The organism is Paraburkholderia nodosa DSM 21604, assembly GCF_000519185.1.
Lineage (GTDB): Bacteria > Pseudomonadota > Gammaproteobacteria > Burkholderiales > Burkholderiaceae > Paraburkholderia > Paraburkholderia nodosa.
In genome coordinates, this window is the sequence record NZ_JAFA01000066.1 from 1 (window position 1) to 26900 (window position 26900).

27 protein-coding genes and 2 pseudogenes are annotated in these 26900 nt (G+C 63.1%); 20 read left to right on the plus strand and 9 right to left on the minus strand.

The features are described from left to right. Both A3CW_RS49465 and A3CW_RS52865 read right to left on the minus strand, forming a co-directional pair. Positions 1-275 (minus strand): annotated as a pseudogene (locus A3CW_RS49465) (muconate cycloisomerase); the annotation flags it as partial. Positions 276-391: 116 nt separating this feature from the next. Then, entirely contained in the window at positions 392-541 is a 150-nt protein-coding gene (locus A3CW_RS52865; RefSeq protein ID WP_154678204.1) for a hypothetical protein, read from the minus strand. Between the two features lie 19 nt (positions 542-560). On the opposite strand from A3CW_RS52865, the pseudogene A3CW_RS0141650 reads away from it, so the two are divergent. Then, positions 561-893: pseudogene (locus A3CW_RS0141650) on the plus strand (spinster family MFS transporter); the annotation flags it as partial. A 187-nt stretch (positions 894-1080) separates the two neighbouring features. Then, the gene (locus A3CW_RS0141655; RefSeq protein WP_028208805.1) at positions 1081-2052 is read left to right on the plus strand and encodes a PDR/VanB family oxidoreductase; all 972 of its coding nucleotides are present in this window, start codon (positions 1081-1083) and stop codon (positions 2050-2052) included. Positions 2053-2079: 27 nt separating this feature from the next. Here A3CW_RS0141655 and A3CW_RS0141660 read toward each other — a convergent pair whose 3' ends face one another. Beyond that, entirely contained in the window at positions 2080-3006 is a 927-nt protein-coding gene (locus A3CW_RS0141660) for a LysR family transcriptional regulator (RefSeq protein WP_028208806.1), read from the minus strand. Positions 3007-3139: 133 nt separating this feature from the next. Between A3CW_RS0141660 and A3CW_RS0141665 the strand changes: the two genes are divergently transcribed. The 3 genes from A3CW_RS0141665 to A3CW_RS0141675 are packed head-to-tail and all read left to right on the plus strand — an operon-like array spanning position 3140 to position 5350. Then, positions 3140-4417 (plus strand): aromatic ring-hydroxylating oxygenase subunit alpha, encoded by a 1278-nt coding sequence (locus A3CW_RS0141665; protein WP_028208807.1) that lies wholly within the window; start codon positions 3140-3142, stop codon positions 4415-4417. Next, positions 4414-4914, plus strand: a complete 501-nt coding sequence (locus tag A3CW_RS0141670) for an aromatic-ring-hydroxylating dioxygenase subunit beta (RefSeq protein WP_028208808.1) — start codon at positions 4414-4416, stop codon at positions 4912-4914. Before A3CW_RS0141665 ends, A3CW_RS0141670 begins: the two co-directional genes overlap by 4 nt. A gap of 49 nt (positions 4915-4963) precedes the next feature. Beyond that, positions 4964-5350 (plus strand): tautomerase family protein, encoded by a 387-nt coding sequence (locus A3CW_RS0141675; RefSeq protein WP_028208809.1) that lies wholly within the window; start codon positions 4964-4966, stop codon positions 5348-5350. Here the strand turns inward: A3CW_RS0141675 and A3CW_RS0141680 are convergent. After that, positions 5347-6843 (minus strand): ATP-binding protein, encoded by a 1497-nt coding sequence (locus A3CW_RS0141680; RefSeq protein ID WP_028208810.1) that lies wholly within the window; start codon positions 6841-6843, stop codon positions 5347-5349. The two genes, A3CW_RS0141675 and A3CW_RS0141680, sit on opposite strands and share 4 nt — an antisense overlap. A gap of 253 nt (positions 6844-7096) precedes the next feature. On the opposite strand from A3CW_RS0141680, the gene A3CW_RS0141685 reads away from it, so the two are divergent. From A3CW_RS0141685 to A3CW_RS0141705, 5 genes are read left to right on the plus strand one after another with little or no spacing between them, the layout of a single operon-like run. Beyond that, positions 7097-8293, plus strand: coding sequence for an acyl-CoA dehydrogenase family protein (locus tag A3CW_RS0141685; RefSeq protein ID WP_028208811.1), 1197 nt, complete (start codon positions 7097-7099; stop codon positions 8291-8293). A 34-nt stretch (positions 8294-8327) separates the two neighbouring features. Continuing rightward, positions 8328-8702, plus strand: a complete 375-nt coding sequence (locus A3CW_RS0141690) for a hypothetical protein (protein ID WP_028208812.1) — start codon at positions 8328-8330, stop codon at positions 8700-8702. A gap of 9 nt (positions 8703-8711) precedes the next feature. Beyond that, the gene (locus tag A3CW_RS0141695; protein WP_407669820.1) at positions 8712-9242 is read left to right on the plus strand and encodes a nuclear transport factor 2 family protein; all 531 of its coding nucleotides are present in this window, start codon (positions 8712-8714) and stop codon (positions 9240-9242) included. A 21-nt stretch (positions 9243-9263) separates the two neighbouring features. Beyond that, positions 9264-10388, plus strand: coding sequence for an amidase (locus A3CW_RS0141700; RefSeq protein WP_028208814.1), 1125 nt, complete (start codon positions 9264-9266; stop codon positions 10386-10388). Between the two features lie 25 nt (positions 10389-10413). Beyond that, positions 10414-11157 (plus strand): SDR family NAD(P)-dependent oxidoreductase, encoded by a 744-nt coding sequence (locus tag A3CW_RS0141705; RefSeq protein WP_028208815.1) that lies wholly within the window; start codon positions 10414-10416, stop codon positions 11155-11157. Positions 11158-11190: 33 nt separating this feature from the next. Here the strand turns inward: A3CW_RS0141705 and A3CW_RS0141710 are convergent, their stop codons facing one another. Next, on the minus strand, positions 11191-11826 hold the full coding sequence (locus tag A3CW_RS0141710; protein ID WP_028208816.1) for a response regulator transcription factor: 636 nt from the start codon (positions 11824-11826) through the stop codon (positions 11191-11193). Positions 11827-12137: 311 nt separating this feature from the next. Here A3CW_RS0141710 and hpaC (A3CW_RS0141715) point away from each other — a divergent pair, with 311 nt between their 5' ends. From hpaC (A3CW_RS0141715) to A3CW_RS0141760, 10 genes are all read left to right on the plus strand, one after another. Then, positions 12138-12674, plus strand: a complete 537-nt coding sequence (gene hpaC / locus A3CW_RS0141715) for a 4-hydroxyphenylacetate 3-monooxygenase, reductase component (protein WP_028208817.1) — start codon at positions 12138-12140, stop codon at positions 12672-12674. A gap of 268 nt (positions 12675-12942) precedes the next feature. Beyond that, positions 12943-14298 (plus strand): MFS transporter, encoded by a 1356-nt coding sequence (locus A3CW_RS0141720; protein ID WP_028208818.1) that lies wholly within the window; start codon positions 12943-12945, stop codon positions 14296-14298. 61 nt (positions 14299-14359) lie between these two features. Next, on the plus strand, positions 14360-15577 hold the full coding sequence (locus tag A3CW_RS0141725; RefSeq protein WP_028208819.1) for an acyl-CoA dehydrogenase family protein: 1218 nt from the start codon (positions 14360-14362) through the stop codon (positions 15575-15577). Between the two features lie 19 nt (positions 15578-15596). After that, positions 15597-16118 carry a 4-hydroxyphenylacetate 3-monooxygenase, reductase component gene (hpaC, locus tag A3CW_RS0141730; protein ID WP_028208820.1) on the plus strand — a complete coding sequence of 174 codons (522 nt, stop codon included), beginning with the start codon at positions 15597-15599 and terminating at the stop codon, positions 16116-16118. A gap of 2 nt (positions 16119-16120) precedes the next feature. Continuing rightward, positions 16121-16819, plus strand: coding sequence for an EthD domain-containing protein (locus A3CW_RS0141735; RefSeq protein ID WP_035515567.1), 699 nt, complete (start codon positions 16121-16123; stop codon positions 16817-16819). Positions 16820-16911: 92 nt separating this feature from the next. Beyond that, positions 16912-17832, plus strand: a complete 921-nt coding sequence (locus tag A3CW_RS0141740) for a LysR family transcriptional regulator (RefSeq protein ID WP_028208822.1) — start codon at positions 16912-16914, stop codon at positions 17830-17832. A 134-nt stretch (positions 17833-17966) separates the two neighbouring features. After that, complete coding sequence (locus A3CW_RS0141745; protein WP_028208823.1) at positions 17967-19280, plus strand: MFS transporter; 1314 nt, start codon at positions 17967-17969, stop codon at positions 19278-19280. 35 nt (positions 19281-19315) lie between these two features. Beyond that, positions 19316-19585, plus strand: a complete 270-nt coding sequence (locus A3CW_RS0141750; protein ID WP_281175180.1) for a winged helix-turn-helix domain-containing protein — start codon at positions 19316-19318, stop codon at positions 19583-19585. Between the two features lie 275 nt (positions 19586-19860). Continuing rightward, positions 19861-20253, plus strand: a complete 393-nt coding sequence (locus A3CW_RS0141755; RefSeq protein WP_028208825.1) for a hypothetical protein — start codon at positions 19861-19863, stop codon at positions 20251-20253. A gap of 163 nt (positions 20254-20416) precedes the next feature. Continuing rightward, positions 20417-22669 (plus strand): LPS-assembly protein LptD, encoded by a 2253-nt coding sequence (locus A3CW_RS0141760; RefSeq protein WP_035515570.1) that lies wholly within the window; start codon positions 20417-20419, stop codon positions 22667-22669. Between the two features lie 114 nt (positions 22670-22783). Here A3CW_RS0141760 and A3CW_RS50515 read toward each other — a convergent pair whose 3' ends face one another. From A3CW_RS50515 to A3CW_RS0141780, 4 genes are all read right to left on the minus strand, one after another. Further along, complete coding sequence (locus A3CW_RS50515) at positions 22784-23992, minus strand: glycosyltransferase family 4 protein (protein ID WP_081772072.1); 1209 nt, start codon at positions 23990-23992, stop codon at positions 22784-22786. Positions 23993-24257: 265 nt separating this feature from the next. Beyond that, positions 24258-25232, minus strand: a complete 975-nt coding sequence (locus A3CW_RS0141770; RefSeq protein ID WP_407669821.1) for a hypothetical protein — start codon at positions 25230-25232, stop codon at positions 24258-24260. Between the two features lie 795 nt (positions 25233-26027). Then, positions 26028-26198, minus strand: a complete 171-nt coding sequence (locus A3CW_RS52870) for a hypothetical protein (protein WP_154678205.1) — start codon at positions 26196-26198, stop codon at positions 26028-26030. A gap of 146 nt (positions 26199-26344) precedes the next feature. Beyond that, positions 26345-26900: electron transfer flavoprotein subunit alpha/FixB family protein (locus A3CW_RS0141780; protein WP_028208829.1), on the minus strand; the 556-nt coding region annotated here is incomplete at its 5' end.

Consider the following 26900-nt stretch of genomic DNA (forward strand, 5'->3'; position numbering starts at 1 on the left):
GCCATGAGCGCCTGGATACGCGTGGCGTCCTGGCCGATCATCGCCGGGGCGAAGTAGGCGTCGATCGCCAGCTTCATCGCTTCCGGGCTTTCGGGACCGTAGGCCATGCCGGCAATCGTCGTACCTTCACCGATGCCGGTTACGCCGTCGCTGCAGTACACCTTCACCAGCATCAGGGTTTGCCCGTACATCGTGGCGACGGACAGCTTGTGAGGGCGAATCGTCGGCAGATCGACGAGGCGGGTTTCGATGCGTTCGATCGTCGCTCTATTCATTAGGATGTCGTACTAAATACATTTCGCAGAGCGGTAAGCGCCTCTGGAATTCTGTGGGGTGGTCTACGTAGATTCAGTCCACAAGTTTAAGACCGGCGCCATATCTGTCAAATCAATCATATATGGCGCCTATCATCCATGGGATGGATTTCATGCCAGGAAAATGCCGCCTCCTTGGCCGCCATGACGTCGGGCACTGGCTCGAACACCACCTCGCTGCCCGCCAGCGCGGCCTCGGCTCGTTCCTTGAAGTCGATGAGCGTCACGCTCAATCCTTCGAAGGCGATGCTGACCTCGACGGCCGCGATGCAAACGCTCGCGCCCAACCAGATGCGCGCACAGATCTCGGCCGTGTTCCTGCTCGTGTCGAACCTGATCGGACTCGGCATCGGCACGACGCTCGTCGCGCTCCTGACCGACAAGGTGTTCGGCTCGCCCCTCGCCGTCGGCAATTCGATGTCGATCGTAAGCCTTGTCGCGGCGCTGCTCGCGACCGTGCTGCTGGGCTTCGGCTGCCGCCAGTTCCGTCTGAGCCTCGAGCGCGAGGAATCGCAGGGCGCAGACGTCACGAGGGACGCCCAAGGCGCGGCGGCGGCGCTCAGCACCACGCGCGCCTGACGCGAGAACGCGCCTCCCTCCGCCGTATTATCAACGGCGTTTATGCGGGAGGCGATTTTTTATCGATTTGCCCGATCGACAGGGCCACCGTATGCTCGCTTCAATCCCTCGCGCGCATGACACTGTGTGCGGCGCGAGCGTTCCATTCAGTCATAGCATCCAGCCATATCGGCGATCGGGCCTCATCATGCAAGCCAGCTCATTCAAGGTTCGCGTCGACGCGTTGCGCGACGAAGCACACGGTATTCGCTCGTTCAGCATTACGCGGCTCGACGGCCAACCGTTCGACACCTACGAACCGGGCGCGCATATCGACGTCACGGCCCCGTCCGGCGTCACGCGCCAGTACTCGCTTTGCGGCGACCCCGACCAGCGCGACGCGCAACTCTTCGCCGTGAAGCGCGAGAGCGCGTCGCGCGGCGGCTCCCGCTCGCTGCACGACGACGTGACGGTTGGCACCGAGCTTTCGGTCGGTGCGCCGCGCAATCTGTTCCAGCTCGCACCCGAGGCGCAGCGCCACGTGCTCGTTGGCGCGGGCATCGGCATCACGCCGCTGCTTTCGATGGCGTATCGCCTCGTCAAACTTGGCGCGCCGTTCGAATTGCACTACTTCGCCCGCAGCGAGGAACACGCGGCGTTTCTGCCGCTGCTCGCGCGCGCGCCGTTCGCGGACTATGTGAAGCTGCATTTCGGCGTGGAGCCCGATGCGCTGGACGACGCGCTCGCTTCGTGTCTTGCCCACGTCGGCACAGGCGCACATGTCTACACCTGCGGGCCTTCCGCGTTCATGGACCGCGTGGTCGTTGCAGCCGAAAAGCACCTGCCCGAAGATGCGATCCATCTCGAACGCTTCGCGGCGGAACCCGTCGCGCCCGAGAGCGGCGCGGCGCTCGATACGTTCGACGTGCAGGTGGCCAGCACAGGGCAGATCGTGCGCGTCGAGAAGAACACCTCGATTGTCGAGGCGCTCGCAAAGATCGGTATCGAGGTCGATACTTCATGCGGCGAAGGCGTGTGCGGCACCTGCATGATCGATGTGGTGACGGGCGAGCCGGAGCATCGTGACCATTGCCTGAGCAAGGCCGAGCGAGCGAGCAACAAGGTCATCTGCTGCTGCATTTCCCGCTCGCGCTCGCCGGTTCTCGTGCTCGACCTTTGAGCACGAGCTTGACCCATTCCACGCCAATCAGGGCGTCCCGGCGTCGAACCGCTCCATGATGCCCTGAATGAGTTCGCGCATCCACGCAATGCCCTCGTCCTCGTGAAAGTGCTCATGCCAGTGCATCGTCACGGCAGCAACGGGCATCGCCACCGGCAGTTCATAGATCTGAAAGCGCCCGTCCGCATTGAAGATGTGCGCAAGCCGGCGCGGCAGCGTCGCATAGAGATCGGTCACGGCCAGGACGCCCGGCAGCGCAACAAAGTGCGGTAATTCAAGCGCGATATTTCTGCCCACGCCCTGTGAACGAAGCGCGTCGTCCAGCGCGTGATGGCTGTGCTCGACCGAACGCACCTGCACATGCGAGGCCTCGACGAACTGCGCGAGGCTCAGCTTCTCGCCGCGCGGCAAACCACGGCGGCGTCGCGTCATGCAGACATAGGTCTCCTCGAACAGCAGTTGATGGCGCGTGCGCGCGGTCAGCTCGGGCAGATTGCCGATCGCGAAATCGAGGCGGCTCGCGCGCAACGCATCCTCGATCTCGTCCACCGGCAGCGGCTCGACACATACCTTGATTTGCGGCGCTTCGCGATGAAGCGCCTCGCAAATCGAGGGCAAGTAGGCCATTTCCCCCGCATCCGAAAGCGAGAGCCTGAACGTGCGCGTACTCACCGCCGGATCGAAGCGCTCGGCGTAACGCAGCGCCTCGCGCACGGTGTCGAGTGCCCGGCCCACGATCGTCGCCAGCTCCAGCGCCACCGGCGTGGGCTGCATGCCCGCGCGCGTGCGGATGAAGAGCGGATCGTCGAACAGCGAGCGCAGGCGCGAGAGCGAATAGCTGATAGCGGGCTGCGAGAGGGCGAGCCGTTCGCCCGCCTTCGTCAGGTTGCGCTCCTCGACGATGGCCTGAAACACCCGCAACAGATTGAGATCGACGTGATCGAGAGAAGGCATGGTTTTATCAGCCGGATTTATGTGACGTCCGATTTTAGATCGATTTGACGTATAGAGCATCACCGACGAGACTTTTACTCAACGCGCAGGCCCTAAACGCCCTGCAATCAACCACCCCCGATACTCCGACATCATGAGCGATACCTGGCAGACCATCGACACGAGTACGCTGCGCGGCCGCGTAGAGACGGACCGCATCGCGCCTTCGCTGTACTACGATCCGGCGCTGTTCGAAGCGGAACTCGAACGCATTTTCTATAAAACGTGGATCTGGGTCGCGCACGAAAGCGAACTGCCCAATCCGGGCGACTTCCGCACCACGACCATCGGCCGGCAGCCCGTTATCGTCGTGCGCGACAAGACGGGCGCCGTGAATGTGCTGCAAAACCGCTGCCGTCACCGAGGAGCCACCGTGTGCGAAGAGCACAAGGGCAACGCGAAGGGCTTCACGTGCCCCTACCATAGCTGGTCTTACGCGCTCGACGGCACGCTGCGCGCGCTGCCCTATGGCGACGGCTACGAAGGCGTGTGCGAAAAGAGCGACCTGCCGCTCGAAAAGTTGCGCGTGGGCATTTATCAGGGCCTCATCTTCGCGAGCTTCAACAAGGATATCGAACCGCTCGAAGACTTCCTCGGCGGCGCGAAGCCGTGGATCGACCTCTTCATGAAGCAGGGCGCCGGCTACCCCGTAAAGGCCAACGGCGAGCACAAGTTCAAGTTCAAGGGCAACTGGAAGATCCAGCTCGAAAACACGACGGATCTTTATCACTTCCCCGTCGTGCACAAATCGTGGATGAAGTCGATCGACGACGAAACGGCCGCCGCGATCACGAGCTTCATGACGAGCGATCAAGCCTTCTGCCGCTCGCTCGGCAACGGCCATAGCCTCGCCGTGCTCGTGCCCGAACTCGTCGACCTCGATCAGGACGACGGCGCGCCGCTGCCCGAGCGCTTCCAGGAACTGGCCGCGCAACTCGGCGAGCGCCACACGGCCGAGGAAGTGCGCCGCATCGTGCGCTCGCTGATGGGTGTGGGCTTCAACCTGAACCTGTTCCCTAACCTCGCGCTTTCGATGGCGTTCTTCCGCGTGCTGCGCCCGATTTCCGCCGAGGAGACCGAAATTCGCCACGTCGCGCTCGCCATGGACGGCGGTCCGGAGGAAGCCAACCGCGTGCGGCTGCGCATTCACGAGCATTTCCAGGGCCCATTCGGTTTTGGCAGCCCCGACGACGCTGAAGCCTGGGAGCGCGTGCAGCGCGGTTCCCACGCCGGCCCCGACATTCCGATCCTCGTGAACCGCGGCCTGAACCGCGAAACGACGGCACCGAACGGAGAAAAGACCGCACACGCCACCGACGAAACCGGCATGCGCGAAGCGTATGCGCAGTGGCGCGCGATGATGGAGGCATGATGGACGATCGAAACGTACTCAACACGCAAGAGACTTTTACGCGCGCCGTGCAGTTCATCTGGCGCGAAGCCGAGATGCTGGACCGGCGCGAATATGGCGCATGGCTCGAGCTGTGGGACCCGCAGGGCCACTACGTCGTGCCGATCGACCCGAACACGACCGACTTCGCCGCCACGCTGAACTACGCGTACGACGACCAGCACATGCGCGAACTGCGCGTGCAGCGCATGACGTCGGGCTATTCGGCTTCCGCGAGCGATGCGGCGCGCACCGTTCGCACGGTTTCGCGCTTCACGCTGTCGAGCGATGCTGCCGATACCGTGGAAGTGAAGTCGGCGCAGATCATCGTCGCGTACAAACGCGGCACGAACACGATCTTCGCCGCGGACCTCACGCATCGCGTCAGCTTCGCAAGCGGCGAGCCAAAACTGATGCAGAAGGTGATCCGTCTGATCGATTCGACCGAAGCGTTGAGCGCGATCGGCTTCCTGCTCTAAAACCAGGGGCGCGCAGACATGTTCGCGCGCCCTGCTTCCATTCGACCCCATGCCTACACTCGAAGTCTATTTGCCGGCGGGCCACGCGGAAGCACGCAAGGCGGCGCTGATCGGACGCCTCACCGACGCCACCGTCGAAGCCATCGGCGCGCCTGCGGAATCCGTGCGCATTCTCCTGAGCGAACTGGCCAACACGCACTACGGCATTGGCGGCAAGCGCGCCGCGGACGGCGCGCCGCCTTCGTTGCCGGTGATCGTCGCGATACTGATAGCCGGGCGCACGCTCGAACAGAAAGCCGCGCTGATCGATGCGCTCGCAACGACCAGCGCCGACGTGCTCGATTCGCCGCTCGACGCGACGCGCGTCATCATCAAGGACATCCCGAACACCGACTTCGGCATCGGCGGCAAGACGGCGCGCTCGCTCGGGCGCTAATGGGCGCGCTCGTCCGCGCGGGGCGGCGAAATCAGCGGCAGCGCGAAGCAGCATTCGAGGCCGCCGCTGGGCACAGGCTGCGCCCAAATCGCGCCCTGATGCCGCGTGACGATGTTCTTGCACAGCGAAAGGCCGATGCCGTTTCCGCCCGCCTTCGACGAAGAGAATCCGTCGAAGAGGCGCCCATGTGCATCGGCGGGCACGCCTGGGCCGTTGTCGGTCACGCTCACGAGCGCCCTGCCTTCGTGTTGCGCGCATGCGAGTGTCAGGTCGCGCCGGTCGGCATCGACGGCCGCCAGTGCATCGATCGCATTGAACGCGAGATTGAGGACCACTTGCCCGATCAGTACGCGTTCGCACAGCACGGGCAACGGCGCCTTGGGCTGCACGATATGCACCCGCACGCCGGCGTCGCGCGCGCGCAGTTCGATGAAGTAAGCGACTTCGCTGAGAATGTCGCGCAGGTCCGAGCGCGTTTCGGTCGGCTCGCGTTTCACGATGTATTCGCGCACGCTCTTGATGATGAGCGCGGCGTGCTCCGCCTGGCGGTCGGCGCTGCGCAGTCCCCAGATCGCATCCTCGACGGGCCCCCCCTGTTCGAGGCGCCGTATCGCGCCTTCGATGAAGTTGCGCACGGCCGCGAGCGGCTGGCTCAACTCGTGAGCGATGGCGGTGGCCATCTCGCCCATCGCGTTGTAACGCCCAGCGTATTCGAGCATGCGCGCTTCGGTGCGGCGTGCTTCCTCGATGCTGATTTCGTCGGAGATGTCGCGAAAGTGAATCAACAGGCCGTCGAGATCGCCTTCTATCACGAGCCGCCGGCACGTGATGCGCAGCCAGCACGCGCTACCGTCGCGCCGGACCATGCGGTAGCGCTGCGGCTCGGACGGGTGCTGTTGCGGCGCGTCGTCGAGTTGCTCGGCGAGGCGTTCGCGGTTGCGCTCGCTGCAATAGTCGAACACCGAGCCCGGCGCCTGTTCGGCGGCGAGGCCGAGCAGCCGCCGCCCCGAATCACTGATGAACTCGACCGCGCCGCCGGGCGCGAGCACCGCCACGCCTTCGCTCAAGTCCTGCATGAATTCGCGCAGCCGCGCTTCGTAGCGCCGCAGCGCCTGGCGCATCGCCTCTTCCGCGCTGATGTCGCGAAACTGGACCATCACGACCGCGCGCTCTTTGAGCGGCACATAAGTCGCAATCGCCTCGGAAAGCATGTCCTGCCCCGTGCGCGAGCGATAGCACCATTGGTAGCCCTGCGGGCCGTCGATGATAGACCGGTCCATCGCCGCGACGGCGATTTCGCGCGCATATTTCGGCTCGGGACGCGTCATGTCGCGCGCCTTCAGCGGCAGCAGTTCCTCGACGGAAAAGCCGAGCGCGATGCATGCCGCGCGATTGGCCCAAACGATGGCCTTGGTGCTGGCGTCGTGCAGCAGTACGCACATCGTCAAGGCGTCGAGCAGACGCCGGAAATCGTCTTCGGTGGGGTACGTCATCGTCATGATCCGCAAGCGAACCCCAAGCGGGCCACATGCCCGCCAGGTGGTCCCCAAACGATAGCATCCGGCCGCTGCGCGGGGAAACTGAAGATTTCTTTAGGCGCGCGGGGAACGCTACTTAAAAATGCGTGCGGCGTCCCAATTGATGACCCCTTTTTGCCTTTTTAGACTGAGTTCCAGACTGGACCATTCGCCCTCGAAAGCGACGCCCCCAACACCACCACCGGCTCAGGAACTCAGGAGATACACCATGGCATCAGTTGCGACCGCCGTCGCGTCCCACAGCGAGCACCGTACACAGGCCTGCGTGGCGCAGCCAGGCGACAGCCTCTCGCTCGACGAAGTCATCGACGTGGTGGCCGCGCGCCGCGACGAATTCGAGCGGCTCTCGCACGTGCCGCGCGACGTCATCGACCTTTTCAAGCGCGCGGGCATCTATCGCGCCGGTACGCCGAAGCGCTTCGGCGGCGACGCGCGCGCGCCCGGCGAATTCCTCGAGATGATCGAGCGAATCGCGGTCGCCGACGGTTCCGCTGCATGGGTCGCGAGCTTCGGTTCGGCCAACGTCTACCTCGCGGCGCTGCCCCTCGACACGCAGGCCCAGATCTACGCGAGCGGCCCCGATCAGGCATTCGCGGGTGGCCTCTTTCCGGTGCAGACCGTGCAGGCGGTCGAAGGCGGCTGGCGCGTGAACGGCACGTGGAAGTTCGCGAGCGGCTGCAAGGGCGCCGACTGGCTCGGCGTGGGCATCAGCACCGGCGACGCAGCGGGCAGCGGCCCGAACAAGCCGCGCACAGCCGTGTTCCGCCCCGCACAGGTGGAGATCGTCGAGAACTGGAACGTGGTCGGCATGCAGGGCACCGGCAGTCATGATCTGCGCGTGACCGACCAGATCGTTAGCGACGACTGGACCTTCGTGCGCGGCGGCGCGCCCTGCGTGGACGAACCGCTTTATCGCTATCCCACCGTTGCCTACGCCGCGCAGGTCCTCGCGGTCGTGAACCTTGGGCTCGCGCGCGCCGCGCTCGACGTGGCCAACCATATGTCGGGCGGCCGCCGCACGACGACCGGCGCGCCGCAACTCGCAGACCGTGCGTACTATCGCATCGAACTCGCGAAAGCCGAGGCACAGTTGCGCTCGGCACGCGCGTTCTTCTATGAGTCGACCGACAGCGTCTGGCAATCGATTCTCGCCGGCAACCCCGTAACACCCGAGCAGGTCAGCCTGCTGCGCCTTTCCGCCACCCAGATCGCGCGTGAAGGCGCCGATGTCGTGCATCGCGCGTACCGTCTCGGCGGCACGATGGCGATCTACAAGACGCACCCGTTGCAGCATTTGCTGCGCGATGCGATGGTGGTCACGCAGCACGCCTTCCTTGGCGAAGGCAATTTCGACGGCGCAGGCGCGGTGTTCGTCGGCGTGCCGCCGATTCCGGGCTATCTGTAACCATACACATCACCTGTCACAAGGAATTCATTTCATGTCCGAAACAAACGCTACCCTGCCGTTGCGCGTGCTGTTCTGCTGCGGTGTGACGCAAAACTTCTTCGACCTGCCGCGCGAGAAGATCGGCGAAATCTGGCAGGCGTACGGCAAGATGCTCGCCGCCGTCGAGGCAATGGACGGCGTCAAGGTGCTCGGCATCATGGACGACGACCGCCTCGTGGTCGGCCAGTCCGACGGCGCGCCGTGGACCTTCTACATCATGGCCGACGTCGCCGACTTCGACACCGCCGTGTCGGTCTGCAATCTGTATCGCACGACGCCGGTGGGCGAGTACAACCTGTGGCGCTACGGCAAGATCGAAGCGCGCGTGGGCCGCGCGCTCGTCGTGCCGCCAGCCGCTACCGCCTGAGCCATGGCAATGAATACTGACGCTGCACACACGATTGCGGCGCTCGAAGCGCGCCTCGCCGCACTGGAAGGCGCCGCCGCGGCGCGCCGCACGATGGCGCGCTACATGGCGCTGTGCGATGTACCGAGTGGCGCGCTCGACGGCGAATCCCTCGGAGTCCTGTTCACTGCGGATGCCGTGTGGGAAGGCATCGGTCCGCAATATACGAGCAAATTCGGCCATATCGAAGGACGCGACGCCATCGTCGCGATGCTCTCGCGCTATCTGCCGCCGGAGCCGCATTTCGCCACCAACGTGCACTTTCTCACGTCCGAGAGCATCGACATGGTGACGCCGGAGCGCGCGAAGGGCCGTTGGATCATGTTGCAGGCATCGGGCTATGTGGACAAGCGCGCCGAGTTGATCGGCGCACGTCTCGAAGTGGACTTCGTGCCTGCGCCCGCCGGTTCGCCCGATGCCTCCGCGTGGCTTATCGCGCACTTTCGCACCGAGCGTCTTTTCGATGCGCCGTGGCATGTGTCGCCGCGTCCCACTGCCTGACCCCACATGGAGACCGAATCGATGAGCGCTTTGATCAGTGCCTTCACGCTTGGCGGCGACGGACCCACCATCGCCATCAAGGACACCATCGACATTGCGGGCATGCCCACGACGGGCGCAAGCCGCGCCCTCGCCAACGTCGCGCCCGCGCAAGAACACGCGCAGGTCGTGCAGTTGCTGCTCGACGCGGGCTGGAAAATCGTGGGCAAGGCCAATATGCACGAACTCGCGTTCGGCATGACGGGCATAAACGACTACACGGGTACGCCTGTCAACCCGCAGGACCCGGCGCGCATTCCGGGCGGCTCGTCCAGCGGCTCCGCGAGCGCCGTTGGCCTGGGGCTCGCCGAGGCCGCGCTCGGCACCGACACAGGTGGATCGATTCGCGGCCCCGCCGCGTGTTGCGGCGTCGTGGGCCTGAAGCCCACGTTCGCACGCGTTTCCCGCCGCGGCGTCGCGCCCGCTGAATCGACGCTCGATTGCGTGGGTCCATTTGCGCGCGACGTGCGAATGATCATCGAAACGATGAGCGTCATCGCGCCCGCGTTCGACAGGGAAGCCGCACTAAAAGAACTAGCAGCTTGCAGGGTCGGCATCGCGCGAGTCGATGCGCAAGCGGAACTGCTTTCCGCCGTTGCTCATGCGCCGCAACGCGCAGGGTTCTCGTCGCAGGCCATCGAACTTGCGGGCCTCGCCGATGCTTTCCAGGCAGGGCTCGCAATCATCAACGCCGAAACGTGGGCCGCGTTTGGCCATCTCGTCGATAGCGGCAAGCTCGGCGCGGATCTCGAAGTGCGTCTGCGCGCCGCTTCTTCCACGACGCCCGACCAGGTGAGGGCGGCGGAGCGCGTGCGCCGCAGCTTCACCGAGGCGGTCGATCGCGCGCTCGACGGCGTCGATGTCATCGTAATGCCGACGCTTCCCGCATTGCCAATTACGATCGACGATGCGCGTCACGGTGTGTCGGTGATCGCGATGTCGTCGCTGATCCGCCCATTCAATCTCAGCGGTCATCCGGCGCTGAGCCTGCCGTTGCCTGTCGAGGGTTCGCCGCTGTTGGCCGGGCTGCAGATCATCGGCCGGCACGGCGCCGACGAACAGGTCTGCGCCGTCGCAGCGGCGTTCGAAGCCGCGCTTGCAAGCTGAAGTACTTCAATAAACAGGAAACCCCATGTCCAGCAGAGTCGTCCTCATTACAGGCGCGGCGCGCGGCCTCGGCGCCGTGATTGCCGCGCGCTTTCATGCGGCCGGATACCGTGTTGCCCTCGGCGACGTGGCTGTCGAAGCCGCAACCGCCACCGCGCGCGGCCTGAGCGCCGATGAGTCGAGCGCGTTCGCGCTCAGGCTCGACGTCACACGCAAAGGAGATTTCGTGAGCGCACGCGATGCCATCGTCGCGCGCTGGGGCCGCATCGACGCGCTCGTGAACAACGCGGGCGCGTCCAGGGTCGTGCCGGTCATGGAGATCACGGCCGAGCAGTTCGATCAGGTTATCGACGTCAATTTGCGCAGCGTGCTGTTCGGCTGCCAGGTGTTCGGGCAGCACTTCGCGAGTCAGGGCGAAGGGCGCATCGTCAATATCGCTTCGCTCGCGGGCCAGAACGGCGGCTCGGCAACCGGGGCACACTACGCCGCGGCCAAGGGCGGCGCCATCACGCTCACGAAGGTCTTCGCGCGCGATCTCGCCGCTTCGGGCGTGACCGTCAACGCCATTTCGCCGGGGCCGCTCGATTTGCCGATCGTGCACGAAAGCGTGCCCGCGGACAAACTCGACAAGGTGATCGCGAGCATTCCGGTGGGGCGCCTGGGCGCCGCCGACTATATCGCAGACGCCGCCGTGCTGCTCGCTTCGGGCAACGCGTATTTCGCCAACGGCGCGTGCTGGGACATCAACGGCGGCCTTTACATGCGTTAGAGCGCACCGCGCGCCCGCAGAACGCGCACCGCCTCACGGCGTGTGCGTCTGCGCGTCCTGATCCCACACCGCCATCACATCGCGTACGAGCGTCGCAATCGACGCCACGCCCAGCTTCTCCTTGATGCTCGCGCGATGCACGTCCACCGTCTTCACGCTGATGTCCAGTTCCGCTGCGATACGCTTGCTGCCCTTGCCGTCGATCACGCCGCGCAGCACCTCGCGCTCGCGCCCCGTGAGCGATTCCAGACGCTTGCGCAAATCGCGCCGTTTCTGGTCGGCCGCGTGACGTTGCGTGGCGAGCTTCATCGCGCGTTGCACGCGATCGAGCATTTGCTGCGAGTTGTACGGCTTTTCGACGAAGTCGATCGCACCGTTTTGCAGCGCGCGCACGGACATCGGTATGTCGCCGTGACCGCTCACGAAAATGATGGGCAACGTCGCGCCGCGACGGTTCAACTCTGTCTGCACGTCGAAACCGCTGGTCTCCGGCATGCGCACGTCGAGCACCAGACATGCGGGGATGTCCGGATCGAACGCACGCAGAAAATCGGCTGCGTTGGCGAACCCTTCCGACTTCACGCCGACCGATTCCAGCAGCCATGCGAGCGAAGTGCGCATACCGTTGTCGTCGTCGACGATATAAATGACCGGAGCAGGTAAAGTCATCTGCTCTCTCCGCTTTTGTTCATTGCCGAGCGCTGCGAGACGTGCCCTGTGCCGCCTCGTTTCGATCTTGCGCTCCTGCAGTTGCGTTTCCCATCATAACCAGTCAGTAAAGCCCTGAAAATGCGCATTACCCCGTAATTCCCTCAGGCGAATCCAGACCGCGCGCGCTCCTCACCGCAATACCTGGTGAAACCTTTAGACGGCTCGGGAACGACGCCAGCGCACGGGCGATTCACGACAGTTTTTTTCGCTCGGCGCTTGCCGTACGCTGTGAATCACAGGCTCAGTCATTGCACGGAAAAACACCCATCATGTCCGACACCTCCAGCACGAACACGCTCCCCGTGAGCGACGCCCGCAAGGACTTTCGCCAGGCTATGGCGCATCTCTCGGCGGCCGTGAATGTCATTACGACAGCGGGTCCGTTCGGCCGCTGCGGCATCACGGCGAGCGCCGTGTGTTCCGTCACGGACACGCCGCCCACGCTGCTCGTGTGCCTGAACCGTTCGAGCGCGATGCATGCCGCCTTCGCAGGCAATGGCCGCGTGTGCGTGAACGTGCTGCCGGGGGAACACGAGCTGCTAGCGAAGCATTTCGCAGGCCTCACGCAACTGCCCATGGACGCGCGCTTCGACCTGCCGTTCTGGGACGAAGGCGAGCATGGCGTGCCCGTGCTGCGCGATGCGCTCGCGAGCTTGCAGGGGGAAATCGTCGAACTCAAGGACATCGGCTCTCACTCGGTCATGTTCGTCAAGGCGACCCACATCCGCCTGCGCAGCGACGGCGACGGGCTCGTCTATTTTGCCCGCAATTTTCACCGGCTTGCGCGGCCGTGTGCCGTGGCGTAACAGCGGCAGCCTCGTAAAGACTTTTAGGCAGCAAAACGCGTCTGTCAAATCAGTCATAAATACCCTCCCTCATCCATCAAATGGATTTCATGTCGATTCGAGAAATAGGCTCGACAAACATGAAGCGCATTCATAGCCCTCATTTTTGGCTCGAATTTGACCGCTGATCGCGTCGCTCCTATCGTTCGGCCATGTAACCCGATGTGATCGCCCGCGCCGTCTGCCATTGCCGCTGCGCGGAACTTCAATCTCGTGCACACGATCAGCCATGAATCCAGACGCCGTCAGTTCCGACCTGAGTACTCCCCTCGCCTCGCACCGCACAGCGCGTCCGGCGCGCACAGTCCGCAGGGCCGTCACTACCGCCGTACTCGGCCAGATACTCGAGTGGTACGACTTTTTTCTCTATGGAACGGCTGCCGCGCTGGTATTCGGCAAGCTGTTCTTTCCGGTGGGCAGCGACCCGCTGACGGGCACCATCGCGGCATTCGGCGGCTTCACCGTTGGATTTATCGCGAGGCCGATCGGCGGTGTGCTCTGCGGACATCTGGGCGATCGCTACGGCCGCAAACGAGTCATGATGCTCACGCTCATGACGATGGGCACGGCCACCATGCTGATGGGCGTGCTGCCTACGTATCACCAGATCGGCATAGCGGCGCCCGTTCTGCTCGTGATGCTGCGCATACTTCAGGGTTTGGCTGCGGGAGGCGAATGGAGCGGCAGCATCCTGCTTATCCACGAAAGCGCGCCAGCCTCGAAGCGCGGCGCACTGGCCGCCTGGAGCCCATGTGGCGCCGCGCTCGGCTTCGTGCTTTCGACCGCCGCCTTTCTGCTTGCCAAAAACCTCTCGGCCGCCGACTTCCAGAACTGGGGATGGCGCGTACCGTTCCTCGCCAGCGCCGCGCTCGTCGTGCTCGGGTTGTGGATGCGGCGCTCGGTCAGCGAGAGTGCCGAATTCGCGGAAGTGAAGGCCACGCGGAACGCAAGCCGCACGCCGGTCATCGACGTCTTGCGCCAGTGTCCGCGTGAGGTGCTGACGGTTTTCGGCCTGCGTTTCGGCGAAGGCGGCGCGTCGTACATCTTCTTCGCGTTCTCGATCGCTTATGGCCAGTTTCTGGGCGTGAAATCGTCGTGGATACTCGGCGGCCTCACCGTCTCGATGCTGCTCATGATTCCGGTCTCGCTGGTCGCCGGACACATTACCGACAAGGTAGGACGCAAGCCGGTCTACCTGCTCGGCGCCATCGCCATGGTCCTCGTTGCGTGGCCATACTTCGCTCTGCTCGGCTCGGGCGAGTACTGGAAGGTCATCGCCGCGCTCCTGCTCGCAAACAGCCTGACGCTCGGCATTCTCGAAGGCGCGCAGCCGGCCTTCATCAGCGAGTTGCTGCCCGTGCATCTGCGCTTTTCGGGGCTAGGCATTGGGCGCGAGATTTCCTCGGTGCTGGGCGGCGGCCTTTCGCCGATGATCGCGACGGGCCTGCTCGCCTACTACCGCAGCGCAGTGCCGGTCGCGATCTATCTCGGTGCGCTCGGATTGGTCACGGTCATCGCGACCTGCCTCGCACCAGAAACCTTTCCCAAAGCCATGCGTGAAAAGTCTCGTCAGGAATCCGAATGAGGTGGTTCACTCCCAACCCGAGACGCAAGCTTCGTTCCAATTTGATCCAAAGGTATCCCGTATGCACGCCCTGAACACCGTTAGCTCCGAGGCCAGTTCCGCCAGCTTCCACATCGCCGGCCCACAAGACAACTATCCGGAGTACGCCGGACCGCTTTCGCTCGACGCCCTGATCGAGGAAGTCAAGCGTCGGCGCGACGACTTCGATGCACTCTCGCACGTCCCGCGCGACATGGTCGGCAAAATGAAACGCGCCGGCATCTTTCGGGCGGGCACGCCACGGCGTTTCGGCGGCGACGCGCTGCCGCCTCACCAGTTCCTCGCCATGCTCGAACGCATCGCCATTGCAGACGGCTCAACCGCATGGGTCGCCGCGTTCGGTTCCGCGAATACGTACCTCGCCTCTCTGCCCGTGGAAACCCAGGCAAAGCTCTATGCAGCCGGACCGGATCAGGTTTTTGCGGGCGGCCTCTATCCGCTGCAAAAAGGCATCCGTGTGCCGGGCGGCTTCATGGTCAGCGGTCAATGGCGGTTCGCGAGCGGCTGCAAAGGGGCGGACTGGATTGGCGTCGGCATTGGCGGCGCGCCAGGCAATGCCGGCGATCCGAATGCTGGCAAGCCATTCACTGCCGTCTTTCCTTCCAGCGAGGTCGAGATTGTCGATAACTGGAACGTCGTGGGCATGCAAGGCACCGGAAGCCACGATTTGCGCCTGAAAGACAAGTTCGTCGACGAGCAATGGACCTTCGTTCGCGGCGGCGCAGCCACGATCGACGAGCCGCTTTACCGCTATCCGACCGTCGCCTATCAGGCGCAGGTGCACGCCGCCGTGAACATCGGTCTCGCGCGAGCGGCGCTCGACCTGCTCGCCGGCATGTCGGGGGTGACGCAAACCACGACGGGCGCGCCGCGTCTCGCCGACCGGGCCTATTACCGCTCGGGCCTTGCACAAGCCGAAGCCCAGTTGCGCAGCGCCCGCGCCTTCTTTTTCGAATCCGCGGAAGCGGCGTGGCAAACGATCCTCGCGGGCGATGCCGTCACGTCGGCCGAAGCCAACATCCTGCGCCTGAGCGCGACGCATGCGGCGCACACCTGCGCAGAAGTCGTGATGGCGGCATACAAGATGGCGGGCATCGGCGCGATCTACCGCGAGAGTCGCCTCCAGCGTCTCGTGCGCGACTCGATCGTGGTGACGCAACACGCGTTCCTCGGCGAAGGGACCTACGACGCTTCCGGGGCGCTGTTCGTGGGCATCCCGCCCGTGACACCCTACCCCTGATCGAAGAGGCTCGACCACCATGACTCAGGAAGATGTGCGGCTGCAGTTTCGCAATGCGATGGCCTCTCTTGCGGCGGCCGTCAACGTGATCACGACCGATGGTCCGCAGGGGCGCTGCGGCATTACCGCGAGCGCGGTCTGTTCCGTGACGGATACACCGCCGACCATGCTCGTCTGTATCAATCAATCGAGCTACGTGCATGACATCCTGCATGGCAACGCGCAGGTGTGCATCAACGTGTTGGGCGCGCGAGGCCAGGAACTAGCGCGCCTCTTCGCGGGCATGACCGGCTGTTCAATGGAAGAGCGCTTCGCACAATGCGCGTGGCAGCCGGGCCGGCTCGCCGTCCCGGTGCTCGACGACGCCATCGCGAGCCTGGAAGGCACCGTGTGCGAAAGCAAGTCCGTGGGCTCGCACTCGGTGATCTTCGTTCGTATCGAGCATATTGCCTTGCGCGAAGAAGAAGGCGAGGGTCTCATTTATTTCGGGCGGCAGTTCCATCGGCTCGCGCGTGCGGCCGCTACCTGCGCGGCGGGGTGAGCATGCCAGTCTGTCTCTTTCTCACCGGGGCGTGCGGCGCTGAGCCGCCTGTCGACGTTCATGCATTGCTACGCGGGACCAAGGAGATCGATGGCTTTTGCCAGCTGGTAGCGCATCTGCCGATCGCAAAGGCAGTCGATCCACGCATCGCCCCGGACCAGCAGGCACCCTCTTGCATACTGCAATGGTATTTCAACGACCTTGCAACGCTCGAAGCCGCGCTCGTAGCAGATGGCGCGATTGACCGCGCGCTGCGAGGCGTGGCGCTCGCGACCGATGCACACGCGTTCTCACAGCAGACCATGGCCGTGCAAACGTTCGCGCCGCCTCAACGCACTGCCTTGCATGACGGCATGGAACGCTGCAGCTACATGGTTGGCTACGAGGGGCCGGCCGAGGACTTCAATGCGTGGCTCGCGCATTATCTGACGCATCATCCGCCATTGATGCTGCAACTGCCGGCGTTGCGCGAACTGGAGCTCTACACACACGTAGAGAGCCGTAGCGCGTTGCCGTTCTCGCGCGCCGCACTCATGCAGCGCAATAAAGTCGTATTCGACGACCCGGTCGCCCTCGCGGGAGCGCTCGCTTCGCCAGTGCGCGACGCGATGCGACGCGATTTCCAGGCATTGCCCCCGTATAGCGGGGCAACTCCGCATTACCCAATGCGCAGCATTTACGGTAAATTCGCAGCACCGTAACCGGCTTTCGCACCGTCGTCGAACCACAGCGGCGCCAGGCCGGCCTGATGCCACTGGCGCGCAGCACGCGCGCGCACCTCGAGACGCAGCGCATGAGTCAGCCGAACCTCGCCGGCGTCGATCTGAACCTGCTGCGGGTATTCCTCGCCATCTGGGATCTGCGCAGCCTGACTGCGGCAGGAGAGCGGCTTGCACTCACGCAGTCTGCCGTCAGTCACGCACTGCGCCGGCTTCGCACGCTCTTTGACGACCCGCTCTTCGCGCGCACTCCGAACGGCATGGTGCCGACCGATGCCGCGTTCCGCCTCTATACGCCCCTCGCGCAGGCGTTCGCGATGATCAACGAGGCTGTTCAGCAGCTCGCGAACTTCGAACCCTCCACGGCGCAGCGCGTTTTCCGCATTTCGATGTCCGACATGTCGGAGTTCTACTTTCTGCCGCCACTGCTCGCCAAGCTGGACCGCGAAACGCGCGGCATTCGTATTGAAGTGACCAACTTGCCGGTCGAATCGGTGAGCGTGGCCATGCGCGCCGGCGAAATCGATCTCGCGTTGGGCTACGTGCCGGGGCTCGATGGCAACTGCACGACGCAAACGCTCTTCGTCGACGAGCATGTCTGTGTCGTGCGCGCGGGGCATCCCCTACGAAAGACGAAGCCCACCCGCGAGGACCTGATGGGCTTGCGCTACATTTACGCGAGCACCAATGCGACCGGCCATCGCATGGTCGAACAATGGCTCGACGAGCTGAATTTCAAGCGTTCCGTGGTCCTCAGGCTGCCGCATTTCGTCGTCGCGCCGGAGATCGTGATGAACACGGATCTGGCGGTCATCTTTCCGAAAAGCATTGCGCAGCGATTCAACCGGGGCAAGGCGTTTCGCATTCTGCCGCTGCCGTTCACGCTGCCCCCCATCGTAATCCAGGTACATTCGCACACGCAATTCGCCTCCGATCCGGGAATCGCGTGGCTGCGCGAGACCATCTATGGCATGTTCCGTCGGCCCGACGCCTGACACATATCCGTCGCGCTGATGACAGCACCCGATTTCGGTTGATTTGACGCACGATACCTGTGCCTAGACACTGGCTGCCATACGTCACCGCCCTTTCGCGGACGCGTGCACTGGATTCCTCAACGCGAGTACCTATGGCTTCCGTACATTCCCCGGCCTCGGCGACACATACGAGCGCAAATTCGGACCGTTCCCTCAATCGCATCGTGATCGCGTCAGTAGCAGGCAACGCGATGGAATGGTACGACTTCTTCGTCTACAGCACGGCCGCTGCGCTCGTATTCGGACAACTGTTCTTCCCGCCTGACGCCGACCCGCTCATTGGTACGTTGGGCGCGTTCGCGGCGTTCGCTGTCGGCTTCGTCGCGCGTCCGCTAGGCGGCATCGTCTTCGGGCATATCGGCGATCGTTACGGACGGCGTGCTTCACTGGTGTGGACACTGCTGATCATGGGCGTTGCGACCTTCGGCATCGGGCTTCTGCCGAGCTATGGCCAGGTCGGCATGTGGGCGCCCGCTGCGCTCGTCGTTCTGCGCGTTTTTCAGGGCATTGCGTCGGGCGGCGAATGGGGCGGTGGCGTCCTCATGATCAGCGAGAGCGCGCCACCCGAGAAACGTGGCTATTACGCGGCATGGAGCCAGTTGGGCGTGGGCGCTGGCTTTGTGCTCTCGTCTGCAGCGTTTCTGGCAGTCCAGGCGTTGCCCCGCGAACAATTCGTCACGTGGGGATGGCGTCTGCCATTCCTTGCGAGCATCGTCATCTTCGCGCTCGGCGTATATATCCGCCGCCGTCTGCCCGAAAGCCGCGATTTCGCGTCTGTCGAACAAGCGGGCAAGACCTCGCACATGCCGGTTCTCGAAGTGATCAAGCGTCACCCGAAAGAGATCCTCATCGCGATGGGCCTGCGTGTAGCGGAGAACGGAGGCGCCTACATCTTCCTCGCGTTCTCGCTCGTGTACGGTAGGTTCGCGGGCATCCCGAGTTCGACGATGCTCACCGGCGTCATGCTCGCCATGATTATCGAAATGGGAGCGATGCTCGCATGGGGCAGGCTTTCGGATCGCATCGGGCGCAAACCCGTGTACATGATCGGCGCGCTTTCGCTCGTCGCAATGGCATTCCCATTCTTCTGGCTGCTCAACACACATTCCACTCCGCTCATCTGGCTTGCGCTCATCGCGGGCACTGCGATTTGCCACGGCGCGATGATTGGCACGCTCCCCGCACTGGTCGGCGAACTCTTCAGCACCGAGGTGCGCTACTCCGGTGTTGCATTGGGCCACGAAGTGGCGTCGATTTTCGCGGGGGGCCTCTCTCCGCTGATCGCCATTGCACTCCTCTCACGCTTTCATGCTTACTGGCCAGTGTCGTTGTTTCTCGCCGCGCTCGGTATCGTCACGGCTGTGACGTTGATATTCACGCATGAAACTCGGCGGCAGGTTGACTGACTGTGTAGAGTTCAGCGATTGATGTCGCGTATCAATTGGCGACCGGGAATTCACCTGTCGTCTCCCAAAGCTATAGCAACGGCGAATTTCGTTTGGTTTCGCCGCTGCATTCGGGACCGGGCCGCATTTACGCCCGCGACTTTCTTCTGCGCGCGCTCTACGACGATCACCGTGTAATGGTCGACCGTACGATCGACTCGCACATCAAGAACCTGCGGCGCAACATCCAGTCGATCCGGCCCGAGCACGACATGATTCACTCGATTTACGGTGTGGACTATCGCCTCGAGAGCGCACTGCTCTGAAATACGCGTTAAGAAGAGGCGCTCGCGCGGTAACCAAACAACGCGCGCCTTCATCTATCGTGGCGGGATCGAATCACGCGACCCACCCGCCATGTCCACGACTCTTCCTTTTCTCAGCGAACGTGTCTCGCGCGCGGTCCTCGAAGCCAGCTCAGCGCCGTTGTGGTCCACATGCATGGCCAATGCCGCGCACGTGTGCTTGCATTCGAGCGTTTGCGCGTCGATCGCACCGGCACCCGGTGTGACCGCGGTGCGAGACGTCGGAGCGCACGCGCATGGCTGAAAACGTCACGGCCATCGTACGTCGAATCAGTTCGGCCGACCTGAGCGCGGACGGTGAATTCCTGCTGATTCACGACGGCAGCGCTACGGCGGCGCTGCACCGTTCGATATTCAACGATCTGCTGGTTGCGCTGCCCAACGCGATGGAAAAGATCCAGCGCATCGACAAGAGCCAGGCGCCATCGTTTGCGCTCATGCACGCGCGCGGCTGCGAGGTCGGTCGGCTCGACGGCACTCGCCACCTCGTGATCCGCTTTCGGCTCTCCAAAACTGCGAACCTGTCTTTCATGGTGCCGTGCGAGCAGATCCCCGGCATCGTCCAGGCGCTCGAAACCGCCGCTCATCACGAAGCCACGCCGTCTTCTCTCGCGGTCAGGCTTCAGTGAAACGACACCCGCGGCACGACCGCGCCCCAGGCGCGCGGTCCCCTATTTATCAGCAAACTCCCGGTTTTTCTCGCCTATCTTGATCCTGCGTCACGCATTGCTCGGCTTTCGTTTAAAGCCGTTGATTTCCCTGTTGCTGGTCGCGCCCGGATTCGCTCCGCCCATGGCGCTCGCACAACTATCCAGCGCGGCGGCGCAGCCCGCCGCGCTCGGCAACGACTGGACCTTGCGCGTCGATCCGCAGTTGCAGGAGCATCCGCTGCAGTCGGGCGACGCGTCCGCGACGGCAGCCATCGCCCAGTCGATGGCCGGCACCGTCGACACCGACCTTTCGATGCATGGGAAGGCCGAACTGCGGCGCTATGCGTCGTCCGTGAAAGGCGACTACATCCAGTACTCCGAAGATACGGACACCGCAGATGCATACGCTCATGTGAGCCTCACCGAAAGCGGCAGCACGTTTTTCGGCCCCTACGCGCATATGCTCGTCGAAGCCGAGCAAGGCTATATCAGCACTCCGCGCTACCGCTTCGTCATGAACGGCGGATGGGGTTCGGCTGAGCGCGCCGACCTGGTCGACCACGAACGCGCAGTGATTCACAACGGCACGTATTCAACCTGCCAATGCAGCGGCCAGCCCGCGTGGTATCTGCGCGCCTCGCAGTTCGAAATGGATAGCGGCACGGACACCGGCGTTGCGCACAACGCGGTACTGTTCTTCCAGGGCTTGCCGATATTCGCGAGCCCGTGGTTGTCGTTTCCACTCTCGGACAACCGCCGCAGCGGCCTGTTGCCGCCAACGTTCTCATTCAGCTCCACGGGCGGCTTCGATCTGGCGACACCGATCTATTTCAATCTCGCGCCGAACTACGATCTCACGCTAACCCCACGCACGATCAGCCGGCGCGGCGAAATGATGAGCGCCGACTATCGCTATCTGGGCAGCGACTACAGCGGCGAAGTCTCGGCGCTGCTCCTGCCGCACGACGCACTCACGAAGACCGACCGCTATTCGCTCTCGATCAAGCACGACTGGAATATCGGTTCGGGCTTCTCCGCCTATGTGAATTACAACCGGGTTTCGGATTCGAGCGTCACCACCGACTTGAACCCAGAAAACCAGCTTCTGCTGGGATCGACGACGCTCTACGACCAGGAAGCGGGATTGCGCTACGCGAATGGTCCGTGGTCGGTGCTGTTGCGCGAGCAGCACTGGCAGGCATATTCGAACGACACCGTCTACAACCGCGAGCCACAATTGAACGTGCAATACGCGCGCTATAACGTGGGTGGGTTCGACTTCGGCGCAGAAGCAGATGCTTCGCGCTTCACGATGTCGAGCAGCGACGTCGCGCAGGGCAATCGCTTCGTATTCAATCCGTACGTGTCGCTGCCCATCGTGCGGCCGTCGTGGTACATCACGCCCAAGGTGCAGTGGCACTTCGCAGCCTACGACCTGTCCTCACTCGGCAGCGATGCAGCGGCCGGACAGCCGCACAATTTTCAGGTCAACGTGCCAACGGTGAGCCTCGACTCCGGCATGACGTTTGAGCGCGCCATCACGCTATTCGGCCACGCCTATATTCAAACGCTCGAGCCGCGGCTCTATTACGTCTACACGCCGTACCGCAACCAGAGCTTCGCCCCGTTGTTCGATACCGCCGAAAGCGATTTCGGCCTGGCCGAAATCTTCACTGCCAACAGCTTTGTCGGCAACGACCGTGTTGCCGACGCCAACCGCCTCACTGCTGCGATCACGACGCGTTTCATCGACGCCGCAACGGGTTCGGAGGCAGGACGCTTCGTGCTCGCGCAGCAATACACCTTCACCACGCCGCGCGTAACGCTCGATGCCGACGAATCCACCACGGACTTAAGCCGCACGGGTGTGATCGCCGGTGCATCGCTGAACATCGGCAGCGCATTCAAGGCCGAGCAGGCCATCGAATACAACGAGGCGAGCGCTTACCTCTCCCATACGAGCACGGGTTTTTCATGGGCGCCCGCGCCTGGCGAAGTCGTGAACATGGCGTACAGATACACGCGCGCCGACGCGTCCGAGGACAACGAGCCGGTCAGCCAGTTCATCGTCTCGGGCCAATGGCCGCTGAGCCGCCGGCTTTCCAGCGTCGCCAGAATGAACTACGACATGCATCTGCACCGCCTTATTGCCGGCCTGGTGGGCTTTCAGTACGACGCGGATTGCTGGTCGCTCGGCGTTGCGTTCGAGAAATACACGAACGAAACCAGTTCAACGGTACCGAGCAGCGGCAGTCGCGTGCTGATGCAGTTGCAACTCAAGGGCCTGTCGAAAATCGATAACGGCCTGCTAAACCAGTTTAAGGCAACCGTGCCGGGTTACACGCCAATGCCGGACAGCAGTTCGCCGATTTCGAGATTTTCAGATTACGAGTAACACTATCCCGATCTTTCAAGCTCCAGAACGTTGCGAGGATGCGCACGATCGCCAGTTCCCCGGAGCGAACGCTGGGTGGTACAGCCCTGGGCACCTCGCTTCCTGTTTTGGCGATCACGGCTGAGAGTCAATGGTCGATACGCCGGCCTGTGCCAGAGTAATTCCGGTCAGCGCATTGACAGTCAGCGCCGCGCTGTGAAGCCACGCGAACTTGTCCAGATGACTTTGCATAGCTGGAGTAAGTGCCATTCGCTCGTGTTCGCTCAACGACAAGACGCTCATAAGGCCACGCCGAATCGCAGCAATGTCCGTTGGATCGTCGACATAGTGAGCAATGCCGCCCGCAGATTCCGGAACGGAAGCCACGCGGCTTGCCAGAACGGGCGTGCCACACGCGTAGGCCTCGAGTGGCGGGATGCCGAAGCCTTCATAGTGTGGAATAAAGGCAAGCGCACGGGCCGCGCTGTAGAACGCGGCCATATCGCAGTCCTTCACGAATGACGTAGGGCGCACGATGTTAATCTTCCTTTCTCGTGCCCGCTCGATACGCCCCTGAGCCTCGCCGTCGTCCCATCCATTCGCCCCGATGAGGACCAGTGAAAGATTGCGGCGAATCTCCGGTCGCAGGGCAACAAAAGCATCGATCAGGTTGAGCAGATTTTTGCGCGGCTCCAGCGTGCCGACTGCAAGCAGATAGTTGGTACACGACACACCGTAACGTTCGCGCGTTTGTTGTGCAAGGCCCGGTTCGATGTAACGGTAGACTTGCCTGTCAACCGCGGGCGGGATCACATGGACCACCGCCGGATCCAGGCCGAAATGATGGATGATCCGCTGTTTCGTATATTCAGAAACGGCAATGATCTTTCCGCTCTGCCGGATGGCGCGTGGCAATGAATAACCCAGCAACCTGTTGTTGCCGGATTCCACACATTCGGGCACGTCAAGATGCGCGAGGTCATGGACGACAGTGGCCGATCGGCGCGAGTACATGGGTAACGCAGTGAACGCCGGAAAATAGTAGTGCCCTTTGGGCAGCAGGAAATCAAGCGACATCCGCAGGCGCCGCTTAACAATCTGATGCGCGAGATTATTCGTCAACGCAGGCAGCGGCACGATAGACGTACAGTTTGGCAACGGTAGGGCGCGTGCCAGATCGACCTGCCTGCGAGGCACCAGTAGGGAATAGGAGAATTGGCGTCCGGCGGCCAGCACATCCATCGCCCGTACGATTTCTGAGGTATAGCGTCCGATCCCAGTGGTCTGCTCGCTTAGCATCGGGCGCACATCGACAATCACGTGTGGGGGCGACGAAGGCTTCATTCGGGTTTGTCCGCGTTAGGAAAAGGAATGCCGCCGACGCCCGGAAGCACGGTTGTGCGCTGAACAGGGTTGTCGCGCGTGCTGTTCAGGACGATCCTGAGCTACGCAAGAGCCTGCCAGGCAGGCGAAACGACGCGGGATGCACGTGGACGGCTAGTCCTTCGCGCGCGCATTCAAGTGCATGGCATGCTTGCGGCAGTGCCGCCTTGCCGCACTCGTATCGTCGATATCGCTCTCTTATTGTTCGCCAAGGGCCGGCGGTCACCTATCGGGTGTGACTTGCGCCGCCCGGATCGCCCGATGACCACAAGCCGCCGCTCGAGCCTCGCGGGTCCATCCCGACGACGCCAGATTGCGACTCGTCGAGTAGCGACCTGCTCCTACCATTGCTGCCCGACGTCAACGTAACGCCCGGAATTCCGATGGCGTGCGGGGCAAGGTCATTCGCGTGCGCCGCTGCGTGCCGCCCCGTTACTGTGTTGGCACCCAGCGATGGATGTGATCCATAAACGTAGCCCTGATCGAGGCCGATGGCGAGTCTCACGCCTGACCCGCTACAGCCCGTGCCGATCACGACTGCCTCCTGGGTGAACGCGCCCATCGTACTGACGCCCGTCGTGATTTCGCCCCCCATGTAAATCGGCGTGCACTGCATCTCGTCGAAGGCAAATCCGCCGTCGGGCACCACGACGTCCACCAGGTCCGAGCTCCCGACAAACACGCTGGCCAGCTTGCCAGGCTCGAGACGACCACCCTGCACGTCGCCCGTTTTCACGAAGTCGACATCGACTGCAAAGCCGGTGAGATGGTCTGCGTTCGGCGGCAACCGGACTGTGTACGCGCCGCTGCGCGGCCCGTCGTCGATTCCGGCGAAGCTGCCGCCACGCGTCGTGATGCGCATGCCGATGCCGGAAATTGGAGTTGAGTAGACATTGTCGAGGCCCGATGTGCGATCCACGGGGGCAAGCACGCGCAGCTCACGAACTTCGTTCCGACTGCTACAGGTATACGGGATGTCTTGCACGATCGCCGCGTGGGCCGAGCCCAACAGTGCGCCCACGGGCGCGCCTTTCGGGACGCTGATGCGCTCCGGTGACAGGGGCAGAACGAGCGTACCGGGTTCACCGGTGGGCCGGCAACCGGCTTGCGCAGGCGACGCAAAGCTACTGGCGACGAGTATCAATGCGGCGGTCAGCCACCGCGTGTCACGCCGCAAGCATAATTCTGGAAGACGAAGCATCGCGCGCACTGCATAGTTGAACGTCACCACCGGATTGCGGCGGCGAATTTGGAGTGGTTTCGTCTTCTTCGCTAGGCGCGAAAATCGAACGCTCAGAGTGTAGGCCCAACTGGTCGCTCAATTCTTTATCCACGATTACCGCCGTTTACAGCGCGAGCGAACTTCCCCGCGCCGTATCGTTGGCTGGCTGAGAAGGTGGTTGCGATGAGCCGAAAACGCGACTTTCCACAGTAACACCGAGTAATCAGCATCCACCAGTACGGTGACTAGTCCACATGCCCTGTGACTTGACCTCGCCGCTCAAGCACATCTGTCAGTAGATAAACCTGAGAATCCTTACCTTTTCCTATCGAGGGTAACAGTCGGTTGCGTGACGATAAGCGGCTCGAGGCGCGGTGCCGGCACGGCAAATTGTGTCGCGACCAACGAATTGCAGCCGAATTTTCGTCGCGACGCGTGGCGATAGTGTCATCGCCTGAACACTTTCCAGCACGTCGCGGCGAACGACCCCACAACGCACGCACCATGTGGCAATTCGAGCACTAGCATCGACTTTCCTGAAATCTCGGCACAACGTTGCTTGCGCGAGCGAATACGAGGTGAGTGAAATTAGAACTATTGAAATAGGCCTTCTTACCCTGCCGGTTTCGCGTGTCGCGCCTGCCGACGTGCCGAACGCAACGTCCGTTGTTCGCGTCCGTTGGTCTTGTCGTAGGCGCGCAGCGTGCGGGCTATCCGCGACGATCGCCGGGCGTCAGCCTCTCCGCCACGCCACCACTGCGGCAAAGGTCGTGCTCAGAAGGCGCTCGTCGGGCTGAAGAAGCAGCGTGCAATCGATGTTGCCGACCCGCCCATGACCGGCTGTCGGCTCTCGGGCGAATAGACGAACCACGGGCCATCGCCGTGGCGGAAAAACATGATCGCGAGCGTCCCGGACGCGCGTGCCGCGGGCATTACGTGCGTCATCGGGGTCCAGCCATTTGTCGACTAGCAGACGCAACGACGTGCTCCGGCTGCTCATCGAGTTCTCCTGCGACTACTATTTCCGTGACTGTCTGCCGCCGACTTGCGCAAGGGGCGGCGCCTGACCGGTGCGTACCGCGCGGTGTCGCTTATATCTGCGCCTGAAGCTCGCCAACGAGTTCAGGCGCGATGGCGAACAGGTCGCCCACGAGGCCGTAGTCGGCCACGCTGAAGATCGGGGCTTCTTCGTCCTTGTTGATCGCGACGATCACCTTCGAGTCCTTCATGCCGGCCAGGTGCTGGATCGCACCCGAGATGCCGACCGCCACGTACAGTTGCGGCGCGACGATCTTGCCGGTCTGGCCGACCTGATAGTCGTTCGGCACGTAGCCGGCGTCGACGGCTGCACGCGAGGCGCCGAGTGCGGCGTTGAGCTTGTCCGCGAGCGGTTCCAGAATCTTCGTGTAGTTCTCGCCGCTGCCCAGACCCCGGCCGCCCGAGACGATGATCTTCGCGCTCGTGAGTTCCGGGCGGTCGAGCTTCGTCACTTCACGGCTCACGAACTTCGAGAGGCCGCTGTCTGCCGCCGCTTCGATCTTCTCGACCGCTGCGCTGCCGCCTTCGGCTGCGACGGGATCGAAACCGGTCGTGCGGACCGTGATCACCTTGATCGGGTCGCTCGACTGGACGATTGCGACTGCGTTG